At 36.9% G+C, this 26,858-nt stretch carries 19 protein-coding genes; 2 read left to right on the plus strand and 17 right to left on the minus strand.

All coding sequences use genetic code 11. The features are described 5' to 3' along the window. Positions 1-2 precede the first annotated feature (2 nt). Positions 3-875: an ABC transporter permease gene (locus tag F4694_RS22865; RefSeq protein ID WP_179602341.1), complete on the minus strand. Its 873-nt coding sequence runs from the start codon at positions 873-875 to the stop codon at positions 3-5. Positions 876-1,207: 332 nt separating this feature from the next. Between F4694_RS22865 and F4694_RS22870 the strand changes: the two genes are divergently transcribed. Next, positions 1,208-1,891, plus strand: a complete 684-nt coding sequence (locus F4694_RS22870; protein WP_179602216.1) for a YesL family protein — start codon at positions 1,208-1,210, stop codon at positions 1,889-1,891. A gap of 650 nt (positions 1,892-2,541) precedes the next feature. Here the strand turns inward: F4694_RS22870 and F4694_RS22875 are convergent. The 6 genes from F4694_RS22875 to fbp all read right to left on the minus strand — a co-directional run bounded on the left by F4694_RS22875 (position 2,542) and on the right by fbp (position 9,177). Further along, positions 2,542-3,552 (minus strand): aliphatic sulfonate ABC transporter substrate-binding protein, encoded by a 1,011-nt coding sequence (locus tag F4694_RS22875; RefSeq protein ID WP_179602218.1) that lies wholly within the window; start codon positions 3,550-3,552, stop codon positions 2,542-2,544. A gap of 66 nt (positions 3,553-3,618) precedes the next feature. Continuing rightward, positions 3,619-4,458 (minus strand): ABC transporter permease, encoded by an 840-nt coding sequence (locus tag F4694_RS22880; RefSeq protein ID WP_179602220.1) that lies wholly within the window; start codon positions 4,456-4,458, stop codon positions 3,619-3,621. A gap of 13 nt (positions 4,459-4,471) precedes the next feature. Beyond that, positions 4,472-5,242, minus strand: coding sequence for an ABC transporter ATP-binding protein (locus F4694_RS22885; protein ID WP_179602222.1), 771 nt, complete (start codon positions 5,240-5,242; stop codon positions 4,472-4,474). A 20-nt stretch (positions 5,243-5,262) separates the two neighbouring features. Next, positions 5,263-6,609 (minus strand): LLM class flavin-dependent oxidoreductase, encoded by a 1,347-nt coding sequence (locus F4694_RS22890; RefSeq protein WP_179602223.1) that lies wholly within the window; start codon positions 6,607-6,609, stop codon positions 5,263-5,265. Positions 6,610-6,825: 216 nt separating this feature from the next. After that, positions 6,826-6,996 carry a hypothetical protein gene (locus tag F4694_RS22895; RefSeq protein ID WP_179602224.1) on the minus strand — a complete coding sequence of 57 codons (171 nt, stop codon included), beginning with the start codon at positions 6,994-6,996 and terminating at the stop codon, positions 6,826-6,828. A gap of 249 nt (positions 6,997-7,245) precedes the next feature. Continuing rightward, positions 7,246-9,177, minus strand: coding sequence for a fructose-1,6-bisphosphatase (fbp, locus tag F4694_RS22900; protein ID WP_179602225.1), 1,932 nt, complete (start codon positions 9,175-9,177; stop codon positions 7,246-7,248). Positions 9,178-9,376: 199 nt separating this feature from the next. Here fbp and F4694_RS22905 point away from each other — a divergent pair, with 199 nt between their 5' ends. Beyond that, positions 9,377-10,078 carry a YesL family protein gene (locus F4694_RS22905; RefSeq protein WP_179602226.1) on the plus strand — a complete coding sequence of 234 codons (702 nt, stop codon included), beginning with the start codon at positions 9,377-9,379 and terminating at the stop codon, positions 10,076-10,078. Positions 10,079-10,185: 107 nt separating this feature from the next. Here the strand turns inward: F4694_RS22905 and F4694_RS22910 are convergent, their stop codons facing one another. The 10 genes from F4694_RS22910 to F4694_RS22955 all read right to left on the minus strand — a co-directional run bounded on the left by F4694_RS22910 (position 10,186) and on the right by F4694_RS22955 (position 26,510). Further along, positions 10,186-11,178 (minus strand): glycoside hydrolase family 43 protein, encoded by a 993-nt coding sequence (locus F4694_RS22910; RefSeq protein ID WP_179602227.1) that lies wholly within the window; start codon positions 11,176-11,178, stop codon positions 10,186-10,188. A gap of 87 nt (positions 11,179-11,265) precedes the next feature. Further along, entirely contained in the window at positions 11,266-13,635 is a 2,370-nt protein-coding gene (locus F4694_RS22915; protein WP_179602228.1) for a glycoside hydrolase family 2 TIM barrel-domain containing protein, read from the minus strand. Positions 13,636-13,760: 125 nt separating this feature from the next. Further along, positions 13,761-15,341 carry an extracellular solute-binding protein gene (locus F4694_RS22920; protein WP_179602229.1) on the minus strand — a complete coding sequence of 527 codons (1,581 nt, stop codon included), beginning with the start codon at positions 15,339-15,341 and terminating at the stop codon, positions 13,761-13,763. 73 nt (positions 15,342-15,414) lie between these two features. Further along, positions 15,415-16,317: a carbohydrate ABC transporter permease gene (locus F4694_RS22925; protein ID WP_179602230.1), complete on the minus strand. Its 903-nt coding sequence runs from the start codon at positions 16,315-16,317 to the stop codon at positions 15,415-15,417. A gap of 15 nt (positions 16,318-16,332) precedes the next feature. Further along, positions 16,333-17,202 (minus strand): ABC transporter permease, encoded by an 870-nt coding sequence (locus F4694_RS22930; RefSeq protein WP_257029361.1) that lies wholly within the window; start codon positions 17,200-17,202, stop codon positions 16,333-16,335. A gap of 684 nt (positions 17,203-17,886) precedes the next feature. Then, entirely contained in the window at positions 17,887-21,018 is a 3,132-nt protein-coding gene (gene lacZ / locus F4694_RS22935; protein WP_179602232.1) for a beta-galactosidase, LacZ type, read from the minus strand. 183 nt (positions 21,019-21,201) lie between these two features. After that, entirely contained in the window at positions 21,202-22,239 is a 1,038-nt protein-coding gene (locus F4694_RS22940) for a LacI family DNA-binding transcriptional regulator (protein ID WP_179602233.1), read from the minus strand. A gap of 182 nt (positions 22,240-22,421) precedes the next feature. Next, positions 22,422-24,209: an ABC transporter ATP-binding protein gene (locus F4694_RS22945; RefSeq protein WP_179602342.1), complete on the minus strand. Its 1,788-nt coding sequence runs from the start codon at positions 24,207-24,209 to the stop codon at positions 22,422-22,424. A gap of 25 nt (positions 24,210-24,234) precedes the next feature. Then, positions 24,235-25,989 carry an ABC transporter ATP-binding protein gene (locus F4694_RS22950; protein ID WP_179602234.1) on the minus strand — a complete coding sequence of 585 codons (1,755 nt, stop codon included), beginning with the start codon at positions 25,987-25,989 and terminating at the stop codon, positions 24,235-24,237. A gap of 74 nt (positions 25,990-26,063) precedes the next feature. Further along, the gene (locus tag F4694_RS22955; protein ID WP_179602235.1) at positions 26,064-26,510 is read right to left on the minus strand and encodes a MarR family winged helix-turn-helix transcriptional regulator; all 447 of its coding nucleotides are present in this window, start codon (positions 26,508-26,510) and stop codon (positions 26,064-26,066) included. Positions 26,511-26,858: the final 348 nt, after the last annotated feature.

Genomic DNA, 26,858 nt, shown 5'->3' on the forward strand with positions numbered 1-26,858 from the left:
CCTTAGAATAGAGAATTATCTCCGATTTTTTTTGCAACTCTGTTTGCCGTGACGACTAAAATAAAGGCAACAATAGATTTAAAGAATCCAACTGCGGCCCCATAGGAGAACATCCCATTTTGGAGACCGTATCGATAGGTGTAGGTGTCTATAACATCGGAATACTCTAGAACCATGTCATTTTGCATAAGATATTGTTGGTCAAATCCTGCATTTAAAATTCCACCTAAAGCAAGAATTAATAAAATCACAATGGTTGGCTTTAAAGCTGGTAACGTCACATAAAGTATTTGTTGGAATCGATTCGCACCATCCACCTTTGCCGCTTCATACATATTTGGATTAATGCCCGCTATTGCAGCAAGGTAAATAATAGAGTTAAAGCCCATGTCCTTCCAAGTATTTGCAGAAGCAATGATTCCCCAAAAATTCTTACCTTCCTGGAAAAACAGAATAGGTTCATCTATCAAATGTAAACCTTGTAAAATATTGTTAACCAATCCCTCAGCAGAAAGTAATGTTAAAAATATGTTTGCAACAATTACCCAAGAGATAAAATGGGGTAAATAAGAAACCGTTTGCACAGTCTTTTTAAAATAACGATTGTTCACCTCATTAATGGCAATAGCTAAAATAAGCGGTGCAGGAAAAGAGATAATTAAACTTAGGAAACTAGTAGCTAACGTGTTCCGCATAATTCTGAAGAAATCTCCACTCTCAAAAAAATACGAGAACCATTTAAAGCCTACAAACTCACTTGTAAAAAATGAACTAAAAAATGGTCCACCAGGTTTATAGTCAACAAAACCCATATAAAGCCCGTACATTGGAGCGTAACTAAAAATAAACACCCAAATAATTGCAGGTAATGCCATTAATAAAAGATATTTTTGTTCAATTACCCTTTTAATAAGGGGCAATTTTTTTGATTTTTTCTCAATACGAGTTGCATTTTGAAACTTTGGTAGTATTTGAGTTTTCAATGTAATCCCTCTTTCTTTCCAATTTCCCTTTAGGTTGAAATCGCTTTCTATACTTAAAATATTAGTATCAAAGTGATCTATTATCTATATCTCATTCCTCTAATACATATTGCATTTTAACTATCTTGCTACCTACCACTTATTTAAAGGCAGTATATATATATAATAGAGTCAGGCATCTATTAGAAATACTAACGGAACGTATTAGGAGATGAAGGCAGTGTATGAACACTATTTTTAGCAAGATTAATCCTATCTTTGAATGGACTACAAAACTAGCTGGTACGAATTTATTATGGGTTTTATTTAATTTACCGGTTTTCTATTTGACCTTATTGCTATACTTTGCCAAGGATGAGACACAATTCATTATGTTGGCTATTACCATTGCCGTACTTGCCCCTTTTATTTTTTTTCCTGCGACAACTGCCTTATTTGGAGTTATAAGAAAATTAATGTTGAAGGAAGAGATAGACATCATACGTTTTTATTGGAAGTATTATATAGAAAATTACAAGCGGAGTATTACAGGAGGACTTGTCCTTACATTATTTTGGTCCATATTGGTTGTGGACTTTTATTACTTTCAAACGCCGAGTTTGCTCAAATATTTATTTTTGTTCCTTCTAGCTTGGCTTTTCCTATTTACACAATTCTTCTTTGCCTCTACAGTCCATACAGAGACAAAACTTTTACAAAGCATAAAGAATTCGCTTATTTTATCCATTGTTAACCCGTTTTATTCGTTTGGGATCGTTACTATTAATATCGTAATTCTATACATCAGTATCAATCAATCAACATTTTTGCTGCCATTTTTCAGCGGGTCCCTTATAGCCTTTTTATCCTTTTCTGGTTACCTTAAAATATTGGGTAATGTGATGGAATTACAAAAGAAAAGTTCTTAGAAATTGATATTGAAAATGGGGGCTACCCAATAGTCATGTCACTGACCTTTGGTAGCCCCTTTTATCTTATATTTTTTTGCTTGTGTAAATTGGCTGTTGATTTGTGTTCCAGACGCTTCACTTTTGCTCCAATCAACATAGTAATGTTTTTTACAACGAAAAACTAAAACCATATTATATTTCTTTGAACTGGATTGTTTTCTATTAAAAACTTGATAAAGGAGCATTTCAGAAAGAATAAGTTTAACTATTTCCCTCTTTTATATTTTTAAACTAAAGGTCTTGGTGTATTTTTCGACTTTATTTGTAGCGGCTAAAATATCTTCTAAAAACACTCTAGGTCCCCACCGCAAACTTCACACTCCTTAAAGTACTAGGTTTCAACGCTGGCTTAATATCATCGATTATTACTAAATCTACTGGTTTTCGAAATCGGTCTTCGTGATTGAATTTTAATTCAATATAGTTATCAAAAGACAATTTAGAAGGATCAAATTCCAATGATTTTCTTTTTAATCCTATCTTTCATTTTAAGTAGTTAAATCAAAAAAACACTGCCGACTAAGTCGACAGCCTGATATCATTATTCTAGGCAAAATTTCAATAATACCCTTGAGCCCTCCTAAGATAATTCTTCTAATTACATAATTTTATTTAATTTCTTTCAATGCTTGTTGTATAAATTTGTTTTCTATTACCTTCGAAGTATTCAGTTTCTTATCAATTCCACCGACAGAATATAAGAAGTCCGCTTGTTCCTGATGGGCTTTGCCAAATTCAGTTGTTGTCGGGGACAACAGTGGATCACTATTTTTCAGTACAGTTTCAATAATTTTAACGTCAACCTTTTGTGATTCCGCTAATTCCTTTGATACTTCTTCCACATTTTCAACGTATTCCTGGCGAACTTCTTCATAAGTCTTTAAAAATAAGACCGTCAAATCAGGATGCTCTTCGGTAAATTTTGTTCTGGCAATCATAAAGCTTGGCGCATTTATATTTAAGTCTTGGCCTGAAACTAACACTTTTGCTCCTGTTTGAAAAACGGCAGTTGTAATATAAGGCTCCCAAACGGACCAAGCATCAATGGATCCGTTATCCAATGCAGGGCGTGCTTCATCGGGCTGGAGCTGAATAATTTCGATATCTTTATCCGTTAAGCCCGCCCGGTCAAGTGCCATATATAAAAAATTATAAGCACTGCTACCTTTTGCAACACCAATCTTCTTGTTCTTTAACTCTTTTATATCTTTTATGGAACTTCCTTTCGGTATGACAATGGCATTTCCCTTTTTGCCATCACTAAGCACGGCAATTGCTTTAAAATCAACATTTCCGGACTGCCCAGCAATAACAGGTGTCCCTCCCACAGATCCAAAATCTATTCGGCCTGAAGCCAATGCCTCAAAATGTGGCGGTCCGCTGGCAAACTCATTCCACTTCACTTTCACTCCCTCTTTTTCAAAAGCTTTTTCAAAGTATTCATGTTCTCTTGCATATGATAAAATGCCAATTTTCCCTTGAACACCAATGTTCACAACAATATCCTTATTTTCTGCTTTGGTCGTGCGTTCTGAATTTGAAGCAGCTGCACAGCCGCTTAGTAATAGTAAAAGTATTACGGCTAGTAAACTATAAAATTGTATGATTTTCTTTGACATTGATTTTTCCCTCCAAAGACTATTTTTCACATATGATTAGTCGGAATTAATACCAGAAATATACCCTTATCCCTTAAAATTATCCTGCCATTTTAGTAGTCTTCTTTCGAATACTTTGACCAGTGAATCTGATACCTTACCAAATACAGCAAAAATAATAATTCCTACAAACACAATCGCAGTTTGGGAGAATTGCCTTGCATCCATGATGAGGTAACCCACCCCTTCGCTTGATCCCATTAATTCAGCAGCAACTAATGCAAGCCAAGCAACACCTAAGGATAATCGCAAACCTAAAAGGATATTTGGAAGAGCGGAAGGTAAAATTAAATGAGTGATTTGCTTCCACCGATTAAACTCTAATACCTTTCCTACTTCAAACAATTTGGAATCTACACTTCTGATTCCTAAAAAAGTGTTTACATATAGAGGAAAAAAAGCTCCCTTTGCGATTAATAATATTTTCGAAACCTCTCCAAACCCAAACCATAAAATAAACAATGGTATCACGGCCAAAGTAGGAATGGTTCTGAACATTTGGATGGTTGGATCAACCGTTTGCTCAACATTCTTTTTTAAACCTACCGCGACTCCGACCAATAGTCCAAGGGTACCACCTAATAAAAATCCGCCTAAAGCCCTTAGTAAGCTAATTTGAAAATGTTGAAGTAAATTACCTGTTAGGATTAAATCAATAAAGGTTGTAAAAATTACGCTTGGTCTTGGCAGCAGTGTCGCCGATATAAGGCCCAATGCTCCTGTTAACTCCCAAATAGTTAACATGAATATTGGCAAGATAAATCCTTTTAAAATAACTTTTAACTTACCTAGGTCTCTATTACTTTTTACTAGCTTTTTCTTCGTGGACTTTACTTTTTCCAAAGAAATGGCTGTTTGGTTACTCATTTATATCCCTCCTTTAAATTCCGGCACTATCTATTAATTCTAACTCTTCCACTTTTTCAAATTCTTTTAACACAAGTTGTCGGTATTCCTGAAAGGACTTTGTTGATTTTTTTCTTGGAAAAGGTAAGTCAATGGAAATGATTTTTTGTATCGTTCCAGGCCTCGCACTCATGATAATGACTTTATTTCCTAAATAAATAGCTTCATCAATATCATGGGTAACAAATACCATCGACGTTCTTTCTTCCTTCCATATATCTAATAATGCTTGCTGCATATGAGAACGAGTAAATGCATCTAATGCGCCAAAGGGTTCATCTAAAAGAAGGATCTTTGGCTTTCTTAGCAATGCTCTTGCTATGGATACCCGCTGCGCCATCCCTCCTGAAAGTTCTTTTGGGTAGGCTCTTTCAAATCCATCCAGCCTAACAAGCTTTATTAGCTTTTCAACATTCTCTTTCACTTCGATATCTGTTAATGGCAGGTTTGCTGCTATATTTCTTTCAACCGTCAGCCAGGGGAACAATCTTGGTTCCTGAAAAATCACTCCTTGCTTGATGCTTGCACCTGTCACCCTTTCACCATCTAACTTGATCTCACCTGAGTATTCTGTATCCAATCCCCCTATTGCTTTTAGCAGAGTACTTTTACCGCATCCACTAGGACCAATAACCGTAATGAACTCCCCTCTTTTAACTTGTAATTCAATCTCTTTTAAAACATGAATCTGTTCTTTTCCTTTTTGAAAGAACTTATTTAATTGTTTGATTTCTAGTAGTGTCATAGGAGACTCCTTTCTTTTATTTAGGCTTTTATTTTTTCAAATAAATTAGCTGGTCTCGAAAGGCCAAGGTGATCCCGTAAAGTTTGACCGGTATATTCTTCTCTAAACAGTCCGCGTTTTTGTAGTTCTGGTATGACCAAATCTACGAAATCCTCTAATCCTCCTGGTAAGTATGGTGGCATGATATTGAATCCATCCGCAGCACCGTTTTCAAACCACTCCTGCATCTGGTCGGCAATCTGAATCGGAGTTCCTTTAATTTCTCGATGACCCCTGGCACCCGCCACTCGCTGGTATAACTGACGGATGGTTAAATTTTCTCGATCTCCTAAATCCTTGACCAGCTGGAACCTTGTTTTTGCTCCGTTGATGTCATTGATATTTGGTAACTCCGGGAGTGGCTCATCTACCGGATACCCCGATAAATCGTAGCTAATAAGCGCTGACAGCAGCCCAACTCCTACTTGCTCCGGTATTAATTCTATCAATTGCTGCTTCTTTTCTTCTGCTTCTTTCTCTGTCCGTCCGATTACAGGGAACACACCAGGCATAATTTTCAATGATTCTTCCGTTCGGCCATATTTCTTTAATCGTCCTTTTACGTCCTGATAAAAGGCTTGAGCCTCACCGATAGTTTGCCAAGCGGTAAAAATCACTTCAGCCGTCTTCGCTGCCAGTTCTTTCCCGGATTCTGAAGATCCTGCTTGAATGATCACTGAGTGGCCTTGGACTGGCCTTGAAATATTCAATGGTCCTTTGACTGAAAACCAATTCCCTTTATGATTTACGCGATGAACCAGATTTGGATTGGCAAATTTCGCTGATTCTTTATTGATCACCAAGGCATTGTCTTCCCAGCTATCCCAAAGCTTTTTTACAACCTCAACAAATTCTTCCGCTCGTTCGTACCTTAAACTATGCTCTAAATGATGTTCCCTACTGAAATTAAGTGCCTCATCCTCACTTGAGGATGTCACTACATTCCATGCTGATCGTCCACGGCTAAGATGATCAATCGTGGCAAACTTTCTTGCCAGATGAAAAGGTTCATTATAAGTCGTGGATGCTGTTGCTGCTAATCCAATGTGTTTGGTAACAACAGCTAATGCGGAAAGTAGGGTTAACGGGTCAGGTCTTACGTTGACGCTTTGTTCAATTCCAATTCCATTCCTGTCGTGTACGGCATATCCATCTGCAAAAAAGATCATGTCAAATTTGCCACGCTCTGCTGTTTCTGCGAGTTTCCTATACAAATCAAAAGATAAAATCTCATCTGTTTGACTCTCAGGATGCCTCCAAGAAGCTACATGATGACCTGGAATCATAAAGAATGCTCCTAAATTCATTTGACGCTTTTCGTTTCTCATTACATCGTCTCCCCATCTATTTTTTTGTATATATATAAAAGGCCCACCTTTTTATTTAATAAAGGCAGGCCTTCGTTTGTACGATCGGCTTTTGTTTTATTTATACCTGAGGCATTAGGTAACACTTTTTTGCCTTCAAGACTTCCCAGGCAGCAAATCAAAGAAGCTAAAAAATAGAAAAATATAAAGGCCCCTAACCTAAAAAGTTAAGGACCTTCAGCTGTCTGATTGGTCAAATTTATCATTCCATTTGATTGCACTCAAATCATTATGTAAATGGCATGTTTCCACCACTTTCCTAAGAATGTTCCCTATTAAAATCACCCCTTGAATAGAGTTAATGAAGACAAAACGGCCCTGCAACGTTTCATCATGAGATTTCAACATTGCAAGGCCTTCAGTCGTCTGATCGAACCGTTATTATTCCGATTGGTTAACTATGAATTTTAATTTATCAGGAATATCCACCATTGTCAACTATATATTTAAAATTTTCAAACTAAATAGATTTGTCAGAAATTAATATCACCTTTTAACTAACTGCTGCAGGTTAGCTTAAAAAAGAGATTGCTACTGCAATTGCTTATTTTTAATGATTATAAGGAAAAACTTATTTAAATCTATTCCTGATTGGAGTCAATTCATATAGCGATATTCTCTCAGACTATTTAAAATAGAGATTTCCTGTAATAATTTCTCTCCAACATTCGTTTCCCTAACCTTTTTTCTCTTTAACTCTTCATCTACCACTCTTTTAATGGATAAAACGTCTGTCCCGTTAAGTAAAACATCTTCTTTTGAATTAAAATGCTTATGGGCGACCAGCTGCATACCGAAGGAATTATATAGTAACGTATATCCTGCTATTCCTGTTGTTGATTGATAAGCTTTGGAGAAACCTCCATCAATCACGATCATCTTACCATTTGCTTTAATTGGATCTTCTCCCTCAATTTCTTTAACTGGTGTATGCCCATTGATAATATGACCCTGGTCAGGATTCAAATCAAAATCTGTTAGGATTTTGCGGCAAATTTCTTCATTTTCACGTAAATAGTAGTATGGGTTCTTTCTTTCTTTGTGAGTTGCCTTGTCCTTTATAAAGTACCTCTCAAAAGTGGTCATTTCTCTTTTTCCAAAGAGTGATGAATATTCTCCTGTCCATAAATACCAGACCATATCCATCGCAAGATCATCTGTCACTTCAGGGTGTGCAAAAGCATGCCGTAAATACCGTTCAAACACATCAAGTAATTCACGACCTGAATAGGTGTTATTTTCAATAACCATTTTTTCCATATTCCCGTCTTCATCTAAAGGAATACAGCCATGTATTAATAGGTTCCCATTATATTTTAAATAAAGACTCCCTTTCTTCATAAGAAAATTCATATGTCTGGCCAGCTTTTCTGAATGTTGGACCGAAAATAATAATCTTTCCATCACCTGCTTTTCTTCTTCTAGTAATTGATCAGGCTGCTCTGGATTTACCGTTGCGAAGCAAGTATTTTCTAGAGGGTAGGTTTTCCCATAGATTGTTATTTCGTTCTTGTCATAATCAATTTTCTCAAGCAAAAGCCTTTCTGACATATTAAAATACGGGCGTCGTTTTATTATAGGTATTTCGAGTTTGAATTGAATCATTGCAATGGCTTGATGAATTTTCGTAATTTGCAATTTTTCATGATCAGATTGATTCTTATCTGAATGTACCTTAGGTCTGAAAGTAGGATTATCCTGATAGTATTTCTCTGCAAGATTCAAGAGAGGTCTTAGATTGATTCCATATACATCTTCAATAATATCCAGATTGTCATATCTTGCACAGATACGAATGATATTAGCAAGACAAACCATTGAACCAGCAAAAGCACCTATCCAAAGTACATCATGGTTTCCCCATTGAATATCCACGGAATGATAATTAATTAGCGTATCCATGATTTTATCAGGTTCTGGTCCACGATCATAAATATCCCCCACTACATGGAGATGATCGACAACCAGTCTCTGAGTGCTATACGCAAGCCCTATTATGAGTTTATCGGCCTGACCTAAGGAGATAATCTGCTCGACAATTTCTTTATAATACTGCTCCTTATTTTCAGATTGATTGGTTTTGTATAATAGCTCTTCTATAACAAACACAAACTGACTCGGCAATGCTTTTCGTAATTTCGAACGTGTATATTTGGAGGAAGCATGAGAAATAAGCCTTATCATCCGCTCAATGATTACGATATACCATTGGTGTAATTCTTGTTCGTTGCTAAAATGATTTTTCATTAATTTTAATTTTTCTTCAGGATAATACACCAATGTCGCAAAATCATTGATTTCTTTTTCAAATAAAACATCTTGAAACAAGTCTCTGATTCTCTTTTTTACGTTCCCTGAACCATTTCTTAGTACATGTTGAAATGCTTGATACTCGCCATGCAAATCACTGACAAAATGTTCTGTCCCCTTTGGCAGATTAAGAATGGCTTCAAGATTAATAATTTCAGTTACCACTTTTTCTTCACAATCATATTTTTGGACAAGTAAATCCAGGTATTTTGAATTCAAATTATGTATCCCCTTTCAAAAATTCAACATTAACTACTATTTTAATAGATTGGGATTAATTTATATATTATATTATCAAATAAAACTGAAAACTGAAAACATAGTCTATGTTATAATGAAGGTGCTTACATAGGGAGTTTGTCTAATTATCTATCTTTCTATCTATAATATTCAACATAATCGGTCTGGAGTTGGAAAAATGTATACTATATTTGGACGTTTAAATCCCGTTTTAGAGTGGACTTCTAAGCTCGCAGGTATAAATCTATTATGGGTTTTGTTTAACTTCCCCATTGCTTATCTAACATTATCTTTATTTACTGTTAAAGAGATGTGGCAGATAGGCTTTCTGATTTTGACCATTGCAGTGCTGGTACCATTTATTTTTTTTCCGGCAACTACGGCTATGTTTGGCATTGTTAGAAAATGGGTTATGAAGGAAGAAGTGCCAATTTTTCGATTCTTTTGGAAATACTATAAGGAAAATTATAAGAGGAGTCTTGTGGGTGGATTGATTTTTTCAGTTCTTTGGGCCATTGTTGGTGTTGATTATTACTATTTCCAAACCCGCATTCACCTAGTTAGTTATCTATTTTTATTCCTCATGGTTTGGTTGTTACTTATTACCCTTTTCTTTTTTGCCCATACAGTACATACAGATACGAAGCTCGGACAAGGATTAAAAAATGTATTCATTTTATCGATTGCTAACCCAATTTACTCGATTGGGCTTGCAATATCTAGTATTGTCATCTTATATGTTAGTTTCACGAAATTAACATTTTTGCTGCCATTCTTCACCGGTGGTGCTATATCTTTCCTTGCATTCTTTGCTTACAATAAGGTATTTACTAATATAGTACAGATTCAACAAAAAACTTCAGAGGAAAAATCCTCTTGATAGAGGATACGTCAACTTAAGACTAGTAGTCTCTAGATTGTTGAAAACGAGCAGCTTATATAAAAAGTCCTCTCAACTGAGAGGACTTTTGTGTTCCATTTATTTATTTACATATGTAGATCCACTCTAGGTTTAACAATCTTAAAGCTATCCTCTGTTTCCTCTACTTCATAAATCTTTGCTCGAGATTCAGGTGTACTGAATGGCTGATGAAGAATAAGCATCCATTGACCTTCAAATGTTTTAAAAAGCATGCCGTGTCCACTATCTCCAGCAACTAATGGTTCCAGTTGTTCCCACGGCCCTGCTAGCTTACCAGACTTAGATCTAGCAATCGTTTGGACATAGCTTCCATTGCTATAGCTTGACCAGAGCATTACAAGGTGACCGCCTTTTGTTCGATACAATTGACACCCATCAGATACATAATTTAAAGGCTTCACGCTAGGCATTATTTCAGCATTAAGCCACGGTGCATCGGACGCCTTAAAAAGGTGTAGTGGCTTACCAACTGCTGCTGATAAATCGCTTTTCAATGGAATCGCTTCAAACGTACCATCGATAACCTGAATCCACTCATGACAATAGACCATCCATGGCTTTCCATCCTCATCCTCATACAAGGTTCCATCTAAAGTCATGAAGTCTCGAGGTGGCACTGGCCCATCTTTTTTTATTAATTCAAAAGGACCTTCTGGCGAGTCTGATACCGCGATACTTGTACCACGAAGATGAGTGGTCTTCCAAACCTCCGGCGGTTCTGCTATGATGCGATCTCGATTATGTAACGTAACGAACAGATAATATTTACCCTGATAATGGTGAACCTCTGGAGCCCACGTCCCATGCTGTGGATGTGCCCATGTTCCATCAGGAATTTCGAAAATGACATAAGGACCTTCCCAATCATTTAAATCTTTACTCTTATACACTAGAACTCCATTTCTCTCTAAATCTGTTAATTGTGGAATTCCAGTTGTATACATATAATACGTATTCGTTTCTTTATGCACCAAGACATAAGGGTCATGTGCAGGAATATCTTTAAGTCTATGCCCCTTTTGGGGATTTAAAGTATCAGAAGCGCTATTGTACGGCATACATACATCTCCCGCCTTATCATTTTTTTCAAAATAAGTCCTCCGGGTATCAACTCAAATCGTCAGTACCCGGAGTCCCTACGGCTTTTATTTTACATCGATAACTACAGCACAACCTTCCAAATCCTCAGAAGAAGTTTTTACTATAATCTTCCCTACTTGATCAGTGGCTTTCACATAGATTAATAATTTTCCATGGAAGGCCTTTCGGTAGTTTGCTTTATAATCTTGATGGCTTACAGGGTTACTACATTCAATCCCTATAATTTCACCAGGTCCTTCGATGGTACAATGGATTTCATTTTCTGCACTATATACAAGATTATTGGCTTGATCAAGGATATTCACTTCTATATGTGCTACATCCTCTTTGTCTGCTTTAAGCGTAATTGTATCCGCGTGCAGCTGTAACTTCGCAGGTTTATCAGCTGTCTTTAATTCATGTGTACAAGAAATGTTTCCGTTTCTTATCCCTACCGCCTTTAACGTGCCCTTAGAATATGGAATGTCCCAATATATGGTTCCAGCTGGGAAGTCTTCACGTTTTTTGACCCCAACAGATTCACCATTTAGAATTAAATCCGCTTCAGGACAATTTGTACAGCAAACAACCCTTACTGTTTCTCCTGCATCCCCATCCCAGTGGCAAACAACCTGATGGTCCCAGTAAACTTGATCAGGATTCTCTTCTTTAATAGAAGTCAAGCCGATATGGACCATATCTTGATCGGACCATTCACTTTGCTTGAAATAGAACAAAGGTTTTTTGAATCCAGCAAGATCAAGCAATCCAGGAGTGGCGTGACGAATTGGCCATCCACGAGCTTCTCCCAAATGGTCAATCCCTGTCCAAATAAATTGTCCTGATATAAAGTCATTATTTGCTACAGCCAGCCATGCATCGTGATGCCTTCCGTTTTCACTTCCATAAATCACTCTATTCGGATATTTTTTATGGTCTTCAGAATATAGGGACTCTTGATAGTTATAGCCGACCACGTCAAGGGCATCTGGAAATTCAGTTTCATTTGACATAATGACACTTGCCAAAGCTGCTGTAACAGGTCGGGTCGGATCATATTGCTTTACAACCTTTGCCAGCCTTTTCGAAATAGCACCCATTCCCTTTGCATCAGGTTTGTCAGCTTTGTAACGGTCTCCTAGTACTGGATGTGAATAGGGATCATTTGGATAATCAATTTCATTCCCAATACTCCAGAAAACAATTGACGGATGGTTCCGGTCCCTTAATACCATATCCCTCAAATCTATCTCTGCCCATTCAGTAAAGTCGGAAGCATATCCATCTAGTGAAGGCTCGCCTTTATTCCAACCCTCTACCCATTTGTTCTTAGGATGTTCCCATTCATCGAATGCTTCATCTTGGACTAAAAACCCGTAAGAATCACACATATCTAGTAACTCTGGTGCAGGAGGATTATGGCTCATTCTAATCGCATTGACACCAGCTTCTTTTAATAGCTTCAAACGTCTGTGCCAGACCTTTTCAGGAACAGCCGCTCCAAGACAACCTGCGTCGTGGTGGATACAGACACCCTTCATCTTAATATTTTTTTCATTAAGATAAAATCCAGAGTCCACATCGAAACGAAAAGATCGAACACCTAGTGTGGTAGTCTCACAATCTATTACTTCCCCATTTCTTATCACCTTCGTTTCAACACTGTATAAATATGGATTTTCCGGTGACCAGAGATTTGGCTGATCTAGAAAAAGAGAATGAGAAAAATCATGTTCACCATTTGCTGGAATGATCTCCACAGATGAGCAGTCTATTATTTTCTTGCCTGAAGCATCTCTAATTTGATGTTCAATTTGGAATGTAGCTTCGTTATTATATTCATTTTTCAAACTTGATTGAATGTGGATTTCTGCTTCTGATGGTGTAATCGTTGGAGTTGTTACAAAAATACCATACGGCTTGATGTACAAGTGATCTGTCAAATTGATGAAAACATTTCGATAAATGCCAGACCCTGTATACCAGCGAGAATCAGCAAAATCGGTATGATCTATTTTGACAGCAATCACATTTTCTTGTGTTTCAAAGTTTAAATATGGGGTTAAGTCATACTGAAATGAGCTGTATCCATAAGGTCTTTTACCAAGAAAATGTTCATTAACCCACACTTCACTATTTTTATAAATGCCATCGAATTGAATAAACACTTTCTTTCCCTTTATGCTATCAGGAACAATAAATTCCTTTCGATACCAACCAATTCCTCCTGGCAAATATCCTGTTGAACTTGCATATTCCTTCTTAAATGGACCTTCAATACTAAAATCATGTGGCAGGTCTACGATACGCCAATCTGAATCTTCAAACTTAATTTTAAATGCATCGGAATTGTCACCTTTTAAGAATTTCCAATCAAAGTTAAACTTTCTGCTCTTAACGGACAATTCCCATTCTTGTGCTATTACATTTACCATAGTCAACTTACACCCCTTATCATTAGTGATAAACTAGTATCCTTAAATCGTAGAAATGGCAGACTGATAGATAAAGGGCTATCAAGAATAAATGATAGCCCTTTTATTTTGTAATTCATCTCTACCTAGTTGCCTTCTACAAGCTTTTTATATTCATTCATTTGTTTTTGTATCTCTTTTTGAACCTTTTCATAACCTGCTGCTTCCAATCTCTTACGGAAATCTTTGACAGCTTTTTCTGGATCTCCAGCTTTACCGAACGCAATCGCTGGCACCAATTGTGCAGTCACTTGTGATAGAGCAGAAAGTTCAGCTTCTACCGGAGTACTATCAAATACAAATTGGCCATATGGGTACGGCTTTTTAATGGTATCGTACTGCGCATAAATCTCAGACATTCCTTCCCATTTGTCAGCACTAGGGATTTCGAATTTGTCTACACGACCACCCCAGAAGTTAGCAGAGAATGCATCTTTTGTTTCATCGTAACCTTCAGGACGAGTACGTTTGCCGTCTACAATCTCGTATTGTACTCCCTCAATACCATAGTTAAATAGTTTGTAAATTTCCTCATCGTTTCGAATTAGATCATATACCATAAGCGCACGTTCAGGGTTTTTGCTGTGAGCACCAACCGCTGTAGCACCGTGAGTAATCGACATTGAAACTAAGTTGTCACGTGTATCAGACCAAGCAAACATATCGATTTCTGAACCTGGTTGTTTTAGGTCCATCTGTGGACGTAAGCCTGAGAATGTTTCTGTGTGGTGCTGATCAGCACCTGTTTTTCCAGCTTGGAATAAAGCGCGGGTGTCCCCTTTATAGTTCAAAACGTCAGAACGCCAGTAGCCTTTATCTGCCCAATCCTTCATCATCTTTGCATAGTCTACAAACACATCTTCGAACACAGGACTCATAACTTTATACTTATCTTCATAGGATTCTGCCCAATAAATTGGGAATACACCTGTTGTAATTGGAAGTTCAATCGCATCGGAATAAGAAGTTGTATAACCCCATGCCGTTGTAACATTTGTTCCTGGTGTATCCCAAGGAATTACACCCTTTTTATTATCTTTAATGCCCTGGAAGTATTTACCGAGTGTTTCAAAATCTTTAATAGGTTCAGTGATTCCAAATTCTTTCGCCCAATCTGTACGATAGAAAAAGCCGTGGTTAACCCATTGAGTATAAGAGTCCTCGGGAATCATAACAATTTTGCCATCATATTTTGTTTCTTCCCAACTTTCTTTGGAAACCTCTTCAAATGTCTTAGGTGCATATTTAGGCAGCAGGTCGGTAATATCCATGAATGCACCTTTTTGTGCATTTCCCCAAGCATCCAACCAGTCAGTAGCAGTGATAATTAAATCAACAGGTTCTCCAGAAGCTAGTGTTAGATTATACTTTGTCATATAATCGGCCCATTCAATCCATTTCAGCTGAAGTTTAGCGTTTACTTTTTCTTTTAATTTTGTATTTACTTGTTCCATTACTTTTTCTAATTGTCCGTTGGTCGGTTTATCTCCCAATACCATCATGGTAATGGTTACCTCTTTAGAAGTATCAACTTCACCATTTGCGTTTGTCTTTGTACCAGATTCAGAGTTTTTTGAACCCGTTTGACTTGAGCCGCTACAGGCCACAAGGCTAAAAGTCAACAACATAACCAAAAATAATACCAAGATTCTTTTTATCTTCACCATTTTATTGCCTCCCTTTTAAATTTACTAATTGTTACTCTCTATGAAACAAGGAAAATTCCTTACTCATATTCCATTACCCTTTTACTGCACCAACTGTAATACCTTGAATAAAGTACTTCTGTACAAACGGATAAAATAGAATAACAGGTCCAGTAGCGACAATGGCTGTTGCCATTTTCATACTTTCCAATGGTATGTCTTGCGGCGTTACATTGGCGGATGCAGCCGAATTTCTAATGAAATCAGCACTTGTGATTACGTTATAAAGAAACAACTGTAACGGTCTATATTCCATATTTGGTGAAAGGAAAAGCATGGAATTATACCATTCATTCCAATACCCGAGGGCAATGAAAAGTCCGATTGTCGCCAAGGCAGGGGTAGTCATCGGAAGAATAATTCTTAAGAAAATCGTGAAATCACCTGCACCATCCATCTTCGCAGATTCCGTGATCTCATGTGGAATCGACTTTACAAAAGCCTTCATCATAATGATGAGAAAAGGACTTAGCAATCCAGGCAAGAGTACTGCCAAGTAATTATCTTTAAGATGCAGATACTGCGTTATTAAGAGATAAAACGGGACAAGTCCACCTGAAAAAAGAGTGGTAAAGTAGATATAAAATGATATTTTATTACGGTACAAGAAATCTTGGCGCTGCAAGGCATAACCTGTCATTGCTACAATAAATAGACCTATTGCAGTTCCGACAACAGTAATAATCATCGTCACCATATAGGATCCAATCACAAGTCTTGGATTCTTGAAAACAATTTCATAAGCAAAGGTAGAAAACTCTTTCGGCCATAAAGAGAAACCGCTTTCCATAATAGCACTCTCAGATGTTAAGGAAGATGACAAGATTAAGACGAATGGTAAAAGACAACATAGAGCAAATAAACCAATAAAACCATATCCAATCATACGAACCATTATCGTAGAAAAATCTATATTACGTCTGGCTGAGTTTTCCATACATACGTTCCTCCTTTAAAACAAAGAGTTTTCTGGTGAAACTTTTTTCACAATCCAGTTGGCTGTAAGGACAATAAAGAGACCCAAAATAGATTGATATAAACTTACCGCACTTCCCAATGAGAAGTTAAAATTCGTCATCAACGTTCGGAAAACGTAGGTTTCAATAATATCTGTTGTTGGATAGAGCATGGTATTATTCGCACCAACAAGGTTATAAAACAAACCGAAATTTCCTTTTAATACTCCACCTAAAGAGAACAATAGCAGAATGATAAAGGTTGGCTTAAGGTAAGGAATAATGATATATCGAATACGCTGGAAAGCGTTAGCTCCATCGATTTCTGCTGCTTCTAAAATGGATTTGTCAAGGCCCATGATCGCTGCGAAATAGACGATCGATCCATAGCCTGTTGATTGCCATAGGAATGTAATGACAATAATATAAGGCCAAATTGCCGGATTCGAATAAGTCTCTACTGGATCCATGCCAATCATTTTTAAAAATGAATTAAGTATCCCATAATCGTAACTAAGTATGTTATAAGCTAAAAGTCCAACTAAAACGGCAGAAATAAAATGCGGCAGAAACATAAGTGTTTGTGATATCTTTTTGAACCATTTATTTCTTAGTTCGTTGAGCATGATGGCTACAGCTATTTGGAGGATATTACCTAAAATGATGAAAGCAATATTATAAGCTATCGTATTAAAGGTTAACTTCCACAAATCACCAGTCATAACCAAAAAGCGAAAATTATCAAAGCCAACGAACGCGCTCTTAAAGATTCCAAGTGAATAATCAAAGTTTACAAAGGCAAGATAGAGTCCCGGCATTGGCAGGTAAGCAAAAACAGCGAAGAAAATAATGGCAGGTAAACACATAATAAGAAGGGTTCGGTTATTCCACAATCTTTTAAATAAAGTATCTTTGATCTTCGTTTTAACAATAGGTGCCTGGTGTGATTGCACCGTAACGGTTTTCATATAAATCCCCCCTAAACAACACGATTTTGACACGAGCACGAACAAGTTTTCACAAAAGAAAATAAACAAAGTGGTTTAATACATTACTAATCTATCTGTATAAAAAAGTCTTTCCAAAACTACGAAAGGATCTTTTATATAGAAAGATTAGTTCTTTAGCAAATCGTGAAATCGTTTTCAAAGTCATTTCTATAAAATTCCGGTTAATTTTAACATACATAATTTCTACGTAGGTCAAATGAAATGGGTTTCATAATTACTAACAAAAAATGCAGTTTGTTGTTTGAAGCACTAGTAATTTCTTAGATTAATACGATGAAAGCGGTTACCTAATTTTCATTATATTCATATTTCTATTAAAAGTAAATACTATATACTGAATTTTCCTATTGTTCCGAAAATTATTTTATATTACACTTCCATTGGGCTTATTAGTATTTGTCCTACATTAAGAAACGGGTTTCAATATGTTCCCTTGGAAAAATAATGATCATCCAAGGGAACAAACCAACCCTTTTTACAGTAGTTCTTTTCTAGCAGCAAAATAAGAATCACCAAATTGACAAGGTACTATAAATTCCTTTATATTTTAATCCCCTTAATTTTAAAAGAATAAGAGTAGCATCGATTTGCAAAGAGGGTGAATTCAGGATGTGTTTTTTGGCCCCAGCTGTCGTCTCCGCCTACGCCCATTTGTTTATAATTAATCCTTACTACCGTCTTATCGCTAGATGGTAATTTATATCCGTGATCATGTTCTTCAAGCTCAAAGGGGGTGTATGGTAAAGCATTCACTTCAACCGTAGGGCTTCCAGAAATTTTTAATCCTTCCCCCTGCTGATTGGTTAACAATGCCCATCTTACACCTGTTTTATTTCCGCATTCCTGTGGTCTTAGGTATGGTACATATTGGTCTTTTACTATACCACTATAAATTCCAATTTTCGCGCCTTTCTCTTTATCCCAATAATTTTCATATGGGCCCTTTCCATACCAAGTGATGGTATCAAATCTGCCATCTAATGTTGTCATCATTCCAACCTCTGGTATCTCAGGAAGATCGTTCCCTGGTTCTAGCTGATAGTCTACTGTTATTTCTCCATCACCCATAATGGTGTAAACAATCTTGCAAGATGACAGTGTTGCCGGCAAAGTGAATTCCGTTGTAACTACAGTAGCCGTACTCTTTGCATCAATTAAAAACGATGTAAGAACTTTATTCTTTCCAGCTTCTCTCCATACAGAGCTGCGTTCCTGCAATTTATTCCCACGGTCATTATCTGTCATCGCACGCCAAAAATTTAGACCTACACCATTCTCGAGTAAAGGGATGCCATTAAAACTATAGGACTCTAGGGTTCCATTTCCTTTATTAAAAATAACATTAAAGCTTTCCCCACTAATTGTTACATAATTGTCTTCTTGAATTACTTTTGTTTGTGGGAAATTGACAGGCATACTTTCTGATATTGCATTAACTGTAGGAACAACAAATTGTTCAAAAGCAACTTCATGGCCATTATCTGCCCAATTGGTGCTATTTTTCAAATGCAGGCTAACAGTTAAAATGTATTCATCAGAATGTTTACATCCTTCAGGAATAGAGTAAGCTAATTTAATCGTTTTTGTGGAGCATGGTTCTACCCTTATTTCTGAGGTGCCTTTTTGAATTACCAAACCATTTTCTGCTAGCTGCCAAACGAGTTCGTACTTTTGAAGGTCTGTAAACAGATAGTTATTTACTACATCAACAAGTCCCTCTTGGAGATTAGCTGCAGTAAAGCGGACATTCTGATAGCACTTTTTCACCTCGATAATCTTTGGTGATATCGTACCATCTGCAAAAATCAAACCATTCCCTGAAAAATTCCCATCATGAGGTGTTTCTCCAAAGTCACCGCCATAAGCTAAGTATGGTACACCATCATTGGTCTTTGTTTCCAAAGCTTGATCCTTCCAGTCCCAAATAAATCCTCCCTGAATAATAGGGTATTTTTCAAATAAATCTGTATACTTGTAAAGGTTTCCACAAGAATTCCCCATTGCATGACTATATTCACATAGAATGTACGGTTTCGGATTATCAGTGTACTTAGCATATTCAGCATATTTCTTTACACCTTCAGGACTTACATACATTGTGCTTTCAATATCTGAAGCGGCTTCTGATTTTCGGTAATGGAAGATTCCTTCATAATGAACAATTCTAGTAGGATCATTCTCCTTTAGAAAATCATGCATTTTTATAAAATTATCCCCGCCAAACGATTCATTCCCAAGCGACCAAATAATAATCGAAGGATGGTTTTTATCTCGTTGAAACATTGAGTTACAACGATCAAGGACGTTTTCTCGCCATTCAACCTTGCTGCCTGGCACCGCATCGCCTTCATCTTTCTGCCCATACCTCCATGTCCCGTGAGTTTCAAGATTTGTTTCATCAATGACATACAAACCATATTGATCACATAATTCGTACCACAATGGATTATTCGGATAATGCGAAGTACGGACGGCATTAATATTATGCTGCTTCATTAATTTAATATCATTAACCATATCATCGTAACCAACAGCTCTCCCTTTACCGGATGCAAACTCGTGTCGATTTACACCTTTGAAGACAATTCTTTTGCCGTTGATTTTCATGAGACCATCTTTTATTTCAAATGTTCGGAATCCTACCTTACAGCTTTCCGTTTCTTTAATGATTCCGCTTTCATCTTTTAAAGTCAAAACTAGAGTATAAAGGTATGGACATTCTGCACTCCATTTAAAAGGATTACTTACATGAGTTGAAGTATTGATCGAAAGGAGGGATTGATTTTCCATATCAACCATTATTTGAAGTGATTCTTCTAATACAGGGTTTTCTTCATGGTCATAGAGCATCGCTTCAACTGTATAGCCATTCACGGTCTGCTCAAATGCATTTTTGATTTTTGCTTCAATTTTCAATTTAGCGTCCTTATATTCCTGATCCAATTCCGTGGTCACAAAGAAATCATTAATATGAATTTCTGGAGTAGAATACAAATAGACATCACGAAAAATTCCGCTCATTCTCCAAAAATCCTGGTCTTCTAACCAGCTCGCATCACACCAACGATAAACCTCTACCGCTAACTTGTTTTCGCCATCAATTAAGTATGGTGTTAAATCAAACTCGGCCGGTGTAAAGGTATCTTCACTATATCCGACAAATTCTCCATTCACCCACACATAAAAGGCTGATTCTACTCCTTGAAAGTTAATATAAACCGGTTTGCCCTTCCAATCCTCTGAAATCGTAAAACTACGAATATACTGTCCAACAGGATTATAGTTTGTCGGAGCAAAAGGCGGCTTTATATCTTCTTTTCCTTCCCAAGGGTATCTAACATTCGTATATTGAGGATAATCATATCCTTGTAACTGCCAGTGTGACGGCACTTTGATTTCATCCCACTCACTAGCATCATAATCCCCCTTAAAAAAGTCCTGATTTCTTTTTTTAGGATTCTCATAAAATGCGAACTTCCAATTTCCATTTAACGACTGATAAAATTCAGATGAAGTTCGGTCTCCTTTTAATGCCTCTTCTGCTGTCCTGTAAGGCATTAATGTTGCATGAGCATCCAATCGATTCAATTGAAAAATCTCTGGGTTGTTATTCCACTCAGGATATCCATTTTTAGGTGGAGAGTATTTATATTTATTCATCAGTTTAAACATAAAACTACCTCACTTCCATAAACTTATTTAAAATCATGAAATCGGTTTCAAACCTATCAAAAAACAAAGGAATATAATTATCTATTATAGTAAAGTTGATTACTATAACTTTATATTCCTCAAACGCGAAACCCATTTCATAATTATCGTACCTCAAGATTTGGAAACACGCAATATTTTATTTCATTTTTCTGAAAATATTTTACAAGAATCTCTTAGTACGAGTGATGTTGGAATAACCGTTTCTTTCTTTGCTTCTTTCTCATTAATTAAATCTACTAGTACCTTAATAGCGGTTTGACCCAATTGATCATAATTCTGACTTATAGTCGTAATGCCTGGAGGGAAATGCTTTGCCAAATAAATGTCATCAAACCCAACAACTGAAACATCATCTGGAACCTTTAACCCAAATTTGGTAAGGACCTTTATTACGCCAATTGCTACTAAATCGTTCGCACAGATAACCGCAGTAGGCCTTTCTTTTAAAGAGAGGAATTTTGCAGCAACTTCTTCACCAGATTCAATACTAAACCCGGCATCCAAAACCCAACTTTTATTGACACCTAGTCCTTTCGTTTCCATCACATTAACAAATGTTTTCTTTTTTACATCCGTTGAACTTATCCCTTCTAATCCGCCAAGAAAACCAATCTTTTTATGATTTAGGTTTACTAGTAGTTCAACAAGCATTTCAACCCCTGATTCTTCATCCGTTCTAACAATATGGGCATCTACCCCTGACATTTGACCGTTAACAAAAACAACAGGAACTCTTTCCATTACTTTCTTCATTTCTTCAGCGTATTCCTGATCGGTGTCAGTGTCATTAATTCTACCGCCAAGATAAATAATCCCATCGACCTGTTTTTCTACTAAACTTTGCAAGTATTTCGATTCATTTTCTGAGTTGTTCATCGTATTGCACAAAAATGTTGTATATCCTAATTCCAATGCAAAAGCTTCACTTTTTTGAACCAGTGTTGAAAAAAACGGGTGATTTATGTCTGGTAAGATAAATCCGATGGTTTTCGATTGCTTATGTAATAAGCTTCTTGCTAAACTATTGGGTCTAAAGTTATATTTTTCAATCACATCAACTATTTTCCGCATTGTCTGTGGACGGACTTTTGCATTTCCGGTTAAGACTCTTGAAACTGTAGCTGGAGATACATTAGCTTCTTTAGCAATGTCATATATTGTTATATTTTCCTTTTTCATACCTTTCCACCACCGCTAATGATTTCATTGCAATCAAGAAGATTCAGTGAAACCGATTTCATTCAATTGTACTGCCATAATAATCTTTAGTCAACACCTATTAGGCTCCCCTATTATAGGAGAGCCTTTTTTTCTATTAACATATAAAACAATTGGACAAGGTAGTATCTTAGCTTCTTTAATTACGAAGCTTCTTCAAACTGACTATTATAAAGCTCAGCATAAAAACCATTTTTTGAAAGTAATTCTTCGTGATTACCACTTTCGATTATATCTCCATCCTTCATAACAAGGATTAAGTCTGCATTTTTAATCGTAGAAAGCCTGTGGGCAATGACGAAAGATGTTTTTCCAACAGTCAATTTATCCATAGCCTGTTGAATCAATACTTCTGTTCGAGTATCCACCGAACTTGTCGCCTCATCTAAAATCAGTAATGGTTTATTATCAACCATCGCACGTGCTATGGTAATAAGCTGTTTTTGCCCAGCTGAAAGATTTGCTTTATCATCGAGAATCGTATCATATCCCATTGACAGAGTTTTAATGAAGTGGTGCAGCCCCACTGATTTACATGCCGCCACTACTTCTTCATCACTTACGCCATTTCTGGAATAGACAATATTTTCACGAATGGTTCCTTCGAACAGCCATGTGTCTTGTAGAACCATACTGAATAGATCATGAATGTTTTCCCGCGTGAGGTTATTAATCGGAACACCGTCGATCAGTATTTCTCCACCATTTACTTCATAGAAACGCATTAGTAGGTTGACTAATGTTGTCTTACCAGCACCTGTTGGCCCGACAATTGCGACTTTTTCTCCTGCTTTAGCAGTTGCCGAAAAGTTATTGATAACCATTTTATCTTGACCATAGCCAAAGCGAACATTCTTAAACTCGACATCACCGATGGCCTCCTCAAGCTTTTCTCTTTTATCACTTTCATTAACTAGCTCTTCTTCAGCGAGAAATTCAAATACACGTTCACTGGCAGCCGCTGTTGACTGCAGGTTGGTAGCTGCTTGAGCAAGCTGTGTAAGAGGCTGGGTAAATAGGCGGACATAAAGCATAAATGCTACGATCACACCAAATGTAATCATATTATTCACAGCGAGAACTGCCCCCACAATACATATAACCACAAAGCCAAAATTACCAACAAACATCATTAACGGCATCATGAGTCCTGACATGAATTGAGATTTCCAAGCGCTAGTATATAGTCTTGTGTTAATCTCATGAAAGGTCTCCCGGGCTTCTTTCTCTCCGTTATATACCTTCACAACATTGTGTCCTGAATAAATTTCTTCAATATGACCATTCAGTTTTCCTAGCTCTTTTTGCTGCTGAGCAAAGTATTTTTGTGATTTTGAGATAATGGATGTCATCAATCCAAACCCTACAATAGTAGATAAAATTGCAGCAATCGCCATGATCCAATTGGTATAGAACATCATGATAAGGGAGCCGAGGAACATGGTTATGGCTGAAACAAGTGTACTTAAGCTCTGGTTCATCGTTTGCCCAATCATATCTACATCATTCGTAACACGACTAAGAACATCCCCGGTACTTGTAGAGTCAAAGTATTTTAATGGTAAACGATTAATTTTGGTTGATAGATCGGATCGCAAATTTTTTGAAACACGCTGCGTGACCGTAGCCATGATAAATCCTTGAATATAGTTAAACAAAAATCCTAATCCATAAAGGAATGCAAGAAGGGTTGCCACATTAACCACTGCGTCAAGATCAATGCTAGACATCATTCCTTCTGTGATTATATCCGTAATTTCACTAAGTAGATCTGGCCCAATAATATTGAAAACGGCACCTGCCATTGCAAGAATCAATGCTATGATAATAGCTGGTAAATATACCCTACAATAGGAGATGAGTTTCCTCATCGTATTCTTAAAATCTTTAGGTTTTTCTCCACGCCCCCCTTTTCCATGGGGAGATTTCATATGAGCGCCACTTTCCTGATTTTTCTTACCCAATTTCAAGCTCCTCCTTTGATAACTGAGAATAAGCAATTTCCTGATAAACACTGCAATTTTGCATTAACTCATCATGTGTACCAACGCCGACAACTTCACCATGATCCAGCACTATAATCCGGTCTGCATCTTTAATGGTACCAATACGCTGTCCAACTATTAACGTTGTGGCGTCTTTTGTTTCATTTTTAAGTTTGGAGCGCAGCACTCGATCAGTTTTATAATCAAGCGCTGAAAATGAATCATCGAATATATAGATTTCTGGCTGTCTATGAACTGCCCTTGCGATAGACAATCTCTGTTTTTGTCCCCCGGAAACATTGGTGCCTCCCTGAGAAATCGAGGCATTGTACTGGTTCTCCATCTTCTCGACAAATTCAGTTCCTTGTGCAATATCAATTGCCTTCTTAACATCCGTTTCCTTCGACCCACTGTCCCCATATACTACATTTGTAGTAACTGTACCACTAAACAATATAGCTTTTTGAGATACATAACCGAGCTTTTTGCGTAGAGATTCCTGGGTATAATGTTTAACATTTACACCATCGACCAACACTTCCCCTTCTGTTGCATCGAAATAGCGAGGAATTAGGTTAAGTAATGTACTTTTCCCACTGCCTGTTGAGCCAATAAATGCTACCGTTTCACCTTTACTAGCCTTGAAACTAACATTGCGGAGGATATATTCTGCTGCGTCAGGATATTTAAAACTTACATTTCGGAATTCAATTTCTCCTGAAAGACCTTTTTCTCCTTCTGTCACGTTTCCATCAATGATTTTTGCTTTGGTATCGAGTACTTCTTGAATTCGTTTTGCAGATACGGAAGCACGAGGAAGCATGATAAATACGAAGGAAAGCATCATAAATGCCATAATTACCTGCATGGCATAAGATGAGAAAACGACCATATCTGAGAACAATGATAAACGATCCGGCAGTGCTGCAGCGTTAATTAACACTGCTCCAATCCAATAGATTGCGAGACTTATACCTGACATGATGATCCCCATCGTCGGCATGATTAAGGCCATTGCCCGGCTGGTGAAGAGATTTGTATTTGTAAGCGCAATGTTGGCTTCGTCAAATTTCTTTTCCTGATAATTTCCAGCGTTGTAGGCCTGCACAACCCGTATGCCGGTCAAGTTTTCCCTTGTTACACGATTCAAGTTATCTGTTAAACTCTGAATAATTTTGAATTTTGGCAATGCGACAAAAATAAGAATACACAGCATCAAAATTAGGAATAAAACGGCAAAGCCAGTTGCAGCCGTCCATTGCCAGCTCTTTCCCATCATTTTCATGACAGCCCAAACCGCTAGAATTGGAGCCTTTACGATTACTTGTAATCCCATTGAAATAAGTAGTTGAATCTGAGTAATATCATTCGTGGAGCGGGTAATAAGACTTGCTGTTGAGAAGCCATTGATCTCTTCGATTGAAAAAGACATTGTCTTCTCGAAAACCATAGCCCGAAGACGAACAGAAAAACCAGCCGCGACTTTAGCTGCAAAAAAGCCAACAATGATAGATGCAATCACACTACCAACTGCACATAAAAGCATATATCCTCCTTGGAGGAGAACATCACTCATCTTACTTCCTTCTGTTTGTACCAGCATGGTGATTTCATGCATATAATCTGGTAGCTTTAAGTCTAGGTACACCTGTGTCACGATGAATACCAAACTGCACAGTATTAACAGGTATTCTTTTTTCTGTAGATATTTAAATATTTTCAGCATGTATATCCCTCCTGTGAGCCATTCACATTAAACCTAATAGTGTTAGATAATTCTTTAAAAACTTAGCAGACTCACTATTCATGCCTGCATTCTTGATCATTCATATCATTGGTAATATCTTTTATCCGTTTAATAATTCGAATTAATTCCTGAGCATCTTTTTCACCAAGTTGTTGAAGAGTATGCTGCATCATCGAAATCAGTTTATTATATTCTTCCATCATAAAACTTTTACCAGATTCAGTTATTGTAACAATAACCACTCGTTTGTCGTTTTCAGCCCTGTTTCGTTCAATAAAACCTTTTTTGGCTAAACTGTTGAGGGCGGATGCAACACGGGGGGTGGTAAGATCCAATTTCTCACTAAGATCACCTGATGGAACCCCGTTACTTCCAAAAGTAAGATACCCTAAAATTCTTCTCTCACCATGAGAAAGATCATCAACTTTTTTCTGAAATGGCAGTTTAGCTGTTCTAGTCATAATATGAAACAGCTCTTCCGCCAACGCCTTGAAGTCCATTTTCAAACCCCTTCCGAAATATCTAATACTATTAGATAATATATTCAATTTGGAGCACATTGTCAAGGAATTTCAATCCAGGACAGAATAATAAGAACGATAAAAATTTTATGGGTTCTGTACTGCCTATTTTAATTTGCCAGTCCCCGCCTAATTACACTTTAAATTTTTGATATTCTCATAAAAAAACTAATCAGAATTTTTTTCCGATTAGTTTTTGTTTTATTGAATGTTTTTTTACACTCTCAGATATATTATTTTAGCTTTGTTAAAATCTGATGTAGTTTTACTGTGTTTGAAAAATAAACGGAAAAATTCCGGCTAAATTGGGAAATACCCATATTTCCT

This window comes from Neobacillus driksii, from assembly GCF_013409995.1.
Taxonomy (GTDB): Bacteria; Bacillota; Bacilli; order Bacillales; family Cytobacillaceae; genus Neobacillus; species Neobacillus driksii.

What these genes read in the sequence shown, in the direction of transcription:
- F4694_RS22865 (WP_179602341.1), bottom strand. Translation starts at nt 875, where the DNA reads ATGGCATTACCTGCAATTATTTGGGTGTTTATTTTTAGTTACGCTCCA.
- F4694_RS22870 (WP_179602216.1), top strand. Translation starts at nt 1,208, where the DNA reads ATGAACACTATTTTTAGCAAGATTAATCCTATCTTTGAATGGACTACA.
- F4694_RS22875 (WP_179602218.1), bottom strand. Translation starts at nt 3,552, where the DNA reads ATGTCAAAGAAAATCATACAATTTTATAGTTTACTAGCCGTAATACTT.
- F4694_RS22880 (WP_179602220.1), bottom strand. Translation starts at nt 4,458, where the DNA reads ATGAGTAACCAAACAGCCATTTCTTTGGAAAAAGTAAAGTCCACGAAG.
- F4694_RS22885 (WP_179602222.1), bottom strand. Translation starts at nt 5,242, where the DNA reads ATGACACTACTAGAAATCAAACAATTAAATAAGTTCTTTCAAAAAGGA.
- F4694_RS22890 (WP_179602223.1), bottom strand. Translation starts at nt 6,609, where the DNA reads ATGAGAAACGAAAAGCGTCAAATGAATTTAGGAGCATTCTTTATGATT.
- F4694_RS22895 (WP_179602224.1), bottom strand. Translation starts at nt 6,996, where the DNA reads ATGTTGAAATCTCATGATGAAACGTTGCAGGGCCGTTTTGTCTTCATT.
- F4694_RS22905 (WP_179602226.1), top strand. Translation starts at nt 9,377, where the DNA reads ATGTATACTATATTTGGACGTTTAAATCCCGTTTTAGAGTGGACTTCT.
- F4694_RS22910 (WP_179602227.1), bottom strand. Translation starts at nt 11,178, where the DNA reads ATGCCGTACAATAGCGCTTCTGATACTTTAAATCCCCAAAAGGGGCAT.
- F4694_RS22915 (WP_179602228.1), bottom strand. Translation starts at nt 13,635, where the DNA reads ATGGTAAATGTAATAGCACAAGAATGGGAATTGTCCGTTAAGAGCAGA.
- F4694_RS22920 (WP_179602229.1), bottom strand. Translation starts at nt 15,341, where the DNA reads ATGGTGAAGATAAAAAGAATCTTGGTATTATTTTTGGTTATGTTGTTG.
- F4694_RS22925 (WP_179602230.1), bottom strand. Translation starts at nt 16,317, where the DNA reads ATGGAAAACTCAGCCAGACGTAATATAGATTTTTCTACGATAATGGTT.
- F4694_RS22930 (WP_257029361.1), bottom strand. Translation starts at nt 17,202, where the DNA reads ATGTGTTTACCTGCCATTATTTTCTTCGCTGTTTTTGCTTACCTGCCA.
- lacZ (WP_179602232.1), bottom strand. Translation starts at nt 21,018, where the DNA reads ATGTTTAAACTGATGAATAAATATAAATACTCTCCACCTAAAAATGGA.
- F4694_RS22940 (WP_179602233.1), bottom strand. Translation starts at nt 22,239, where the DNA reads ATGAAAAAGGAAAATATAACAATATATGACATTGCTAAAGAAGCTAAT.
- F4694_RS22945 (WP_179602342.1), bottom strand. Translation starts at nt 24,209, where the DNA reads ATGAAATCTCCCCATGGAAAAGGGGGGCGTGGAGAAAAACCTAAAGAT.
- F4694_RS22950 (WP_179602234.1), bottom strand. Translation starts at nt 25,989, where the DNA reads ATGCTGAAAATATTTAAATATCTACAGAAAAAAGAATACCTGTTAATA.
- F4694_RS22955 (WP_179602235.1), bottom strand. Translation starts at nt 26,510, where the DNA reads ATGGACTTCAAGGCGTTGGCGGAAGAGCTGTTTCATATTATGACTAGA.